This window comes from Aquiflexum sp., assembly GCF_977115555.1.
The window spans coordinates 1-7,701 of sequence record NZ_CDSBKL010000193.1; the positions used below are offsets into that span (position 1 = coordinate 1).

Below are 7,701 nucleotides of genomic sequence, written 5' to 3' on the forward strand. Positions count from 1 at the left end.
ACGGTGTAGACAATAAGGTATTTAAAGTAATTTTGCCATTAAAAAAGAAACAATTATGAGCCTCATAATTAAGATTCTAATCGTTGAAGATGAAGATATTGCTGTAAAACGCCTTTTGAAAGAGTTGGAAAACCTTGCTATAAGGTTTGAAGTGATAGGTGCATTAAATAGTGTTCAAGGTTTTCTGGATTGGGTGCGTACACAACAGGAAGCGGACTTGATTTTTATGGATATCCAGCTTACAGATGGGCTTAGTTTTGAGATTTTCAAGCACGTTGAGGTTTTGATACCGGTAATTTTCACTACCGCTTACGATGAATATGCCCTACAAGCCTTTAAAGTGAAAGGGCTGGATTACCTCCTTAAACCGATAGATCCGCAAGAGTTGGAGAAAGCCATTAACCATTATCTGGTGGCATATAAAGATTACAACCGCCAAAACTACATGCATCAATTGCTGACCCTAGCAAGGGAATTTAAGCCGGATACCTACCGCTCGAGTTTCCTTGTTGATTTTAAGCAAAAAATGCACCTCGTTGATGTGTCTGACGTGGCCTTCTTTTATGTGAAGGAAAGGGGATTATTCCTTCGAAAGAAGGACCAAAAGGATTATGTCATTGAATTTTTTCTGGATGAGTTGGAAAAGCAATTGGATCCGGCAATGTTCTACAGGGCCAATCGCCAGTACTTGGTTGCCCGATCTGCAATAGAAGAAATAGAACCTTATTTTACCGGACGTTTATTGCTCAAGGTTCACCCTGAGCCACCCTCGCCTATTCTTATCAGTAAGGAAAAGGCTACTCATTTTAAACGATGGGCTGATTATTGACTTTAAAAAAACATGAATTACCTCAGCGTAAATATTTTAAACCTGTCCGGGTGAACATAACCGATTTCTTTAGTTCCTCAAATTGAATTTGAAACGCATTTATTTTTTTTCTGTTTTCTGACCGGAAAATAAAGGATTCAAGATTCGAACGTAATATAAGCCTCCAAATAAATTTCTCTTTTAAATTATCCAATTCTTCGCAAACCTTGAAGGATTCGGTTTATTGTTTAGGCCTTAAATAAAGATTACTTAAGTAAAATAGAACCTAATGTGAGTAATAAAATTCAGCGGGAAAAAGCTGGCTTTAGGTCTAAAATTACCCGCTTCAGAAATTTCTTTCTCATAAAGTCACTGTTGCCTTTGTTCCTTCGGGAAAAAAAGGAATAAAAATGTGGAATGGAAAAATCAGTCCCATGATGCCAATTCTTTTGGGCATTGTAGGATTTTTGGTCAATGTAGAAGCTTATGCACAATTAGTTTCACCCAAAATATTTTTGAATTACAACTACATACCTCCTGCAGATCTGACCGATACCACAGGACAATACCGTTCAAATTCTGCATCATTTGGATTTAGTGTACCTGTTTTTGGAAAAATTTCCCAAAAAGAACCTAATACGAACTCATTTCTATTGGTTCATCTCAATGGGGAATTTGAAGTGGAAAGAACAGAAATCGGAGCTTTGGAGGATGATCGCTTGTTTTTCAAACCTTGGATAGGTACTTCGATGATCTACCATACAGGTAAGAAAAGTACCTTCATGGGAAACCTCAGCTTTCGCTGGATGGAGGACGAATTTACCGTCTCGGATCCAAAAGTGTTTCCAACAGCGCTTTTCCTTTGGCGCCTTAAAAAAAGTGAGCGATTGAGCTATGTTTTTGGTGCCACCTATACTTATACTTTCGGGGCAGGCTTACCTATTCCCATCTTGGGACTGAATATGGACCTGGGAAATAATTCAAAACTCAACCTGATATTACCACTTTCTTTAGAATATCAGATGTCAAAGCCCAAGGGCCAAATCCTTCGATTTTTCTTAAGTCCGGACGGGGATGTCGCTAGATTGGGCAATAATGGGATTTTCCCGGAAGAACAAAAAAAAAATTTAGTGCTTGGAAAAAGAAACTTAAAGTTAGGATTCAGTTATTCTTTAGCCTGTAAAAGCTTGCGGATCATGCCCGAAATAGGAGTCTTGGGTAGAAGGAGTCTTTCCTTTTCAGATCCGGAAACTAGCCTCTTTAGACCCATCGAATTTTATTCCTCGGAGGTCCACCCAGCACCTTATTTCAAATTGAGGCTAACTATCAATCTCAATGGGAAATCTTTTGGTCCCGTGGACAACTTGAATACTGAATGGATGGGATTTTGATTTTGTGCTTTGGAGGATGGTTCAGGATTCAATTCGCCTGCTTCAGCATCTTTGGAATTCTTTAAAATAATATTGACCGTTAATTTGACCATTATAAAATCAAAAAGTGAAAAACTATGAAAAAGGCAATTACAGTAGCCTGTTTGGTACTATTCATCGCATTTCAAGCTCACGCCCAAAAATCCATTGAAGGAATTTGGCTTACTGAAGAAGGAACCAGTAAAGTTGAAATTTACCAAAATGGGGATCAGTATTTTGGAAAAATAGTCTGGTTAGACCAATCCAAGGCAAAGGGCGGCAATCCTATGACTGACCGGAATAATCCAGACAAGAATTTGCGGAATCGCCCGCTATTGGGAATGGACATGTTGTTCAATCTTCAGAATCGAAATGGAAAATGGTACGGTAAACTCTATGCCCCGATGCGGGGGATTACATCTGACGTAGTTATTGAGAGCCAAGAGGAAAATAAGCTGGTATTGAATATTTCTTATCGGGCATTTTCCCGGCAACAAATCTGGACTAGCGCTTCCCTCTGAGAAATCAAGTTCCTGAATAAATGAAAAGAATAGCATTGTTACTTCTATGGCTTCTATCCGTTGGAAATGGATGGTCCCAAACGTCGGGATACATTCCTTTCTCCGAAGCCAGAATGGCCATAGAAGAATTAGAGAACCAACCTGAAATTATTGATTCTTTAAAACAGCTTTATGAAAAAAGATGGACTATCGGGATGAGTTTTGGCCAACGTTTTCTGTCAAAAAATAATCGCTCTTCCAATCCGGATACAGTAACATTTGCAGACTTTACCAATAAAAATACAGTCTTCGGAATAGAAGGTGGATATTTTGTTTCGTCTAGATTCCAGATTACGGCATCAGTTGACTTTCTGTTGTTGCCTAGATTGCAGCAAATAAACAATGTTGTCATCGGAAATAACGGTATTCAGGTCGATGGATATGGCAGCGGAGGAGCAATGATAAATTTTGGTTTGGGCGGCAAATATCACTTTTACCTTTCACCTTTTTCAAGGTTATACACGGGATTAAAGCTAGGTCGAATAAAGGCTGTAGCGGAAGGAGGTACTGGTGGTTTTACTCAGAGTCAGGGGAGATACCAAGAAACGACCAGATTTTCCCATAATTATGCTTACCTAAACGGGACGTTTGGGATTACTCATCGATTCACCCCCGGTTTCATGATCGATTTTAATCTGGGTTATTTGATGGCAACTGATTCACAAAATATTGGAGGGATGCATTCTCCGGGTGGGATTACTTCTACCCTTTCATTACAATTTTTTATCGGAAAAAGAAACAAAGTACCATGACAAAAACGAGAATAGAAGTATTTATCCAGTATTTCCTGACTGTTTTATTGTTGGCTGCGGCATGCAGTTTTTCATTGGCACAGACAGAACCTATTGTCCTGGAGGTAGCTACCTTGGAGGAGCTGATCCAGCTATCCAGGTCTAAAAATCCAGATTTGAAAAGCTATGAGCTCAATGTGATGAAAAACAGTTTTGACGTTAAGGCTACCAAGGCGATCTATTTACCTACTGTGGGAGGTACCTTTGCCGGACAACGGAATTTTGAACTTCCCATTACTCCTGTTCCGGGTGAACTTTTTGGTCAGCCGGGGACTACCAGAGACGTGCAGTTTGGTCAAAACTACGCCTACAATACAGGAATTTCCTTAAATCAAACCCTACTTGATAGAGGATCTACTTTGAAAGTAAAGCTGGCCAAATTGAACTACGAGACCTCAGAAGTGCAACAAATCGTTTATCTCCAACTTTTGGACCAGCAGGTAAGTCTAAATTATTATTCGGTATTGATTTCCAAGCGCGCAATTGCTCTGGCGGAGAAGGATTTGGAAGTCTCCGACAGTATCGTGCAATTAAGTGTGCAAAAATTTGAAGAAGGGCTGTTGGATGCTCTTGCGGTGAATCAGGCAAGGATAAATTCCTATGTTACCCAACAAAATCTCAATAACAGTCAGCAATTGCATGATAAAAGTTTGGATGAGCTCAAGTTATTGCTGGGGATGAATAAAATAGATTCGCTGAAAATATCAGCAGTTATTCCAGATGAATTGCCTGAGATGGTTGGATCTGATGAAATGAGGCCAAATGAAAATATCAACTTAGCCAGCCTCCAAAAACAGCAAGCCCAGGCACAGGTAAATATTCAAAAATCTCTCTTCATGCCAAAACTTTCCCTAAATGGCTATTATGGCTTTCAACAATTCAGAGATGATTTTGGAGTAAGTTTTGGGAATAACGCTTGGTCGACTTACAGTTACCTAGGATTAAACCTCTCTATTCCCATTTTCACCGGTTTCTCAAGCAAAAATAAACTTCAAGCAAGTAAGGTGGATCTGGAATGGGCCCAAAATGAGTGGAACAAAGTTAATCTTGAAAGCCAAAATCAGGATGAGCGACTGATCGAGGAATATTATTCGAGCCTCAGAAATACCCAGCTGGCTTTGGATGCTTTCCAACTCTATGAAAAAAACGAAAGACTTACGCTGCAAAAGTATTCAGAGGGATTGATAAGTCTGGATCGCTATCTCTACGCCTTTGAGGACTACCTGAAAGCTGAGAATGCATTTTTAAATAATCTGTTGAACACCTATTCCTATTACAGCCAAATCATTCCAAGAATCCAATGAAAACTAAACTATACCTATCGCTTTGTTGTGGTATTTTGACCATGCTTAGCTCCTGCAATAAATCAGAAACTACCCTTGCCCGGCAAATAAACATAGTGGATGCCGTATTTGCCAGTGGACACATCATAATGGAAAATGAATATCTGGTAACCGCAAACATTGAAGGCTACCTGGTAGCCGCAAGTGTTCAGGAGGGTGATTCCGTACATGCCGGGATGCCATTGTTTCAGCTCTCCAGTGAGGTACAAAAAGAGCAATTGTCCAATGCACAGGCTGCATACCTGGATGCCCTTGAGAACATGAAAGAAAACTCACCTCAGCAGAGTCAGCTTCGTTTGCAAATCGAACAGGCCAAAGCCCAACTGGAAACAGATAGGGCCAATTACAGGCGATTTCAAAACTTGTCTAAAACCGGAGCCGTGTCGCAACAGGATTTTGAGCGAGCAAAATTGCAATTTGAAAACTGTACTCGCAAAGTAGAAATCGTTCAAAAATCACTGCATGACCTGGTGGAAAAACTAAGACTTAACCTAAATAATGCAGAAACACAACTCAATATTCAAAAAGAGAACAATAGCGATTACTACCTCTCCTCTTTTATTGACGGAAGAGTATTGGAAGTTTATAAAAATCAGGGAGATCTGATAAGGAGAGGAGAGACTATAGCCAAGATTGGAGGAGGAAAACCCCTGATAAAATTGTTTGTAGGCGAGGAGGATATTGACAAGATCAAAGAAGGGCAACTGACCATCATCTCGCTGAATACCCAAAAAAACGCCTTACTTGATGCACACATTTCAAAGATCTATCCCGCTTTTGATGAGCTGCAGCAATCTTTTATTTGTGAAGCAGCATTTGTAGAAGCTCCAGATCTTTATGTGAACACACAATTGCAGGCAAATATCATAATAGCTCAAAAAGAAAATGCACTGGTTATCCCTAATGCCTATCTCTTGCCTGGGGATAGTATTTGCTATAAAAACGGGGAAAAAGTAGCCGTTGAAATAGGTATCCGAAATAGTGATTGGGTCGAGATAATATCAGGGCTTGATGATTCCAGACTTATTAAACAAATGATAAAGCCATGAGCCGGGTAACAAATCTTAAGATTTCCCGTGCCCACCTTACTTCAAGGGTTAAGCAAACCTTGGTGGCAATACTGAGCGTAACTTTCGGGATATCCATGTACATTTTTATGAATGGGTTCATGACTGGTGTCAATGATACACAGACAGAGCTCGCCTTCAGTACACTGGCGCATATTCACATCTATAATGATCTCCCAGAGGACAATACAAATCTTTTGCAAAAGAAATTTGGGGGTGATATACAGATAAACCTCAGAAATGCGAAGGTGATCCAGTATACAGAAGGAATTAAGAATTCTGCCAAGATAATTGCAACCATTGAAGACAATCCTGCTATAACCGGAATTACTCCTCAGGTCAATGTCAATGTGTTCTTTAGAAATGGAGCCACCAAACTAAACGGGATTTTATCAGGCATTGATGTGAAACAGGAAAGTGTCCTATTTGGCACTGAAAAATATATTACACATGGCAGCTGGAGTAGTTTGGAAGACCGAGGTGATGGAGTGGTATTGGGAGCAGGCTTGGCTGAGAAATTAAGTTTGAACCTAGATGATAATGTGACGGTGATTACTGCTGATGGTGTCAGTCGCAACTTTAAGGTAATCGGTATCATCAAAACAACTATCGGAGGGGTAGACAATGCCAAAGGTTACGTCCGAATCAGCTCAGCAAGGCAGTTGATTTCCAAAAATCAAAGTTATGTCACTGATATTCAGGTCAACATCAAAAATTTCAACGAGGCCGCCAAGGTAGCAGCTCAACTAATCCCCAAAGTGGATTATAAAGTGGAAACCTGGAATGAGTCTAATGGTCAGCTTCAAGCCGGAAATGACCTAAGGAATATCATTGCAGTAGCTGTTTCTCTCACCATCCTTCTGGTAGCAGGTTTCGGAATCTTCAACATTATGAACATGACTGTGAATGAAAAAATAAAAGAGATCGCCATCCTTAAGGCCATGGGGTTTGATGGGTCAGATATTGTTCAAATATTCTTGGTTCAGTCTGTTATCATTGGGGTGATTGGTGGAATAGTAGGAATCATTTTTGCCTTTTTAGTTTCTTTATCAGTAAGCTATATACCTTTTCGCGTCGCAACATTACAAACACTGCCCATGGTTTACGATGTACAAGACTACATCTTAGCTTTTATTTTTGCATTGATCACAACATTTGTAGCAGGATATCTCCCTGCCAAAAAAGCATCAAATGTGGACCCAGTAGAAATTATAAGAGGATGAAAGAGGAAATAGCACTATCGGCCAGAGCAATTAGCAAATACTTTTACGAACCGGAGACCTTTCAGGTGTTAAAGGATATATCTTTTGATGTCAAAAAGGGTGAGTTCCTATCCATGATCGGTAAGTCGGGTTCAGGAAAATCAACCTTGCTCTATCTTTTATCTACCATGGATACTGATTACACAGGTGAAATCACTATAAACGGTGAATGCCTGACTGGACGGTCCCAAAATCAGCTGGCAGCCTTTCGAAATGCCCACATTGGATTCGTTTTCCAATTTCACTACCTGCTTCCTGAGTTTACAGCATTGGATAACGTGATGCTCCCAGCACTCAAGTTGGGGAAAAAATCACATGAGGAGATCAGAGAAGATGCATTTTCAAATTTAAAGATGCTTGGACTTGAAGCCCAAGCGATGAAATTAAGCAATAAACTTTCCGGCGGACAACAACAACGGGTAGCAATAGCCAGGGCTTTGATCAACCAACCTGCTGTCATT

Annotated in this window: 8 protein-coding genes; all 8 read left to right on the forward strand. The window is 40.0% G+C overall.

The window, feature by feature from the left end:
- The first annotated feature begins 55 nt into the window (after window positions 1-55).
- The gene (locus tag ACZFYI_RS12195; RefSeq protein ID WP_462524408.1) at window positions 56-829 is read left to right on the forward strand and encodes a LytR/AlgR family response regulator transcription factor; all 774 of its coding nucleotides are present in this window, start codon (window positions 56-58) and stop codon (window positions 827-829) included.
- A gap of 389 nt (window positions 830-1,218) precedes the next feature.
- Window positions 1,219-2,199 (forward strand): DUF6268 family outer membrane beta-barrel protein, encoded by a 981-nt coding sequence (locus ACZFYI_RS12200; RefSeq protein WP_462524409.1) that lies wholly within the window; start codon window positions 1,219-1,221, stop codon window positions 2,197-2,199.
- A gap of 116 nt (window positions 2,200-2,315) precedes the next feature.
- Window positions 2,316-2,738, forward strand: coding sequence for a DUF2147 domain-containing protein (locus ACZFYI_RS12205; protein ID WP_462524410.1), 423 nt, complete (start codon window positions 2,316-2,318; stop codon window positions 2,736-2,738).
- Window positions 2,739-2,758: 20 nt separating this feature from the next.
- Window positions 2,759-3,529, forward strand: coding sequence for a hypothetical protein (locus tag ACZFYI_RS12210; protein ID WP_462524411.1), 771 nt, complete (start codon window positions 2,759-2,761; stop codon window positions 3,527-3,529).
- Window positions 3,526-4,872: a TolC family protein gene (locus ACZFYI_RS12215; protein WP_462524412.1), complete on the forward strand. Its 1,347-nt coding sequence runs from the start codon at window positions 3,526-3,528 to the stop codon at window positions 4,870-4,872. Before ACZFYI_RS12210 ends, ACZFYI_RS12215 begins: the two co-directional genes overlap by 4 nt.
- Window positions 4,869-5,960 (forward strand): efflux RND transporter periplasmic adaptor subunit, encoded by a 1,092-nt coding sequence (locus ACZFYI_RS12220; protein ID WP_462524413.1) that lies wholly within the window; start codon window positions 4,869-4,871, stop codon window positions 5,958-5,960. The genes ACZFYI_RS12215 and ACZFYI_RS12220 overlap by 4 nt, the downstream gene beginning before the upstream one ends.
- Window positions 5,957-7,201 carry an ABC transporter permease gene (locus ACZFYI_RS12225; RefSeq protein ID WP_462524414.1) on the forward strand — a complete coding sequence of 415 codons (1,245 nt, stop codon included), beginning with the start codon at window positions 5,957-5,959 and terminating at the stop codon, window positions 7,199-7,201. The genes ACZFYI_RS12220 and ACZFYI_RS12225 overlap by 4 nt, the downstream gene beginning before the upstream one ends.
- Window positions 7,198-7,701, forward strand: a 504-nt coding sequence (locus ACZFYI_RS12230) for an ABC transporter ATP-binding protein (protein ID WP_462524415.1), incomplete at its 3' end; no start/stop codon positions are given. The genes ACZFYI_RS12225 and ACZFYI_RS12230, both read left to right, overlap by 4 nt.

Coding starts and splice junctions, on each gene's coding strand:
- ACZFYI_RS12195 (WP_462524408.1), top strand. CDS start 56: ATGAGCCTCATAATTAAGATTCTAATCGTTGAAGATGAAGATATTGCT.
- ACZFYI_RS12200 (WP_462524409.1), top strand. CDS start 1,219: ATGTGGAATGGAAAAATCAGTCCCATGATGCCAATTCTTTTGGGCATT.
- ACZFYI_RS12205 (WP_462524410.1), top strand. CDS start 2,316: ATGAAAAAGGCAATTACAGTAGCCTGTTTGGTACTATTCATCGCATTT.
- ACZFYI_RS12210 (WP_462524411.1), top strand. CDS start 2,759: ATGAAAAGAATAGCATTGTTACTTCTATGGCTTCTATCCGTTGGAAAT.
- ACZFYI_RS12215 (WP_462524412.1), top strand. CDS start 3,526: ATGACAAAAACGAGAATAGAAGTATTTATCCAGTATTTCCTGACTGTT.
- ACZFYI_RS12220 (WP_462524413.1), top strand. CDS start 4,869: ATGAAAACTAAACTATACCTATCGCTTTGTTGTGGTATTTTGACCATG.
- ACZFYI_RS12225 (WP_462524414.1), top strand. CDS start 5,957: ATGAGCCGGGTAACAAATCTTAAGATTTCCCGTGCCCACCTTACTTCA.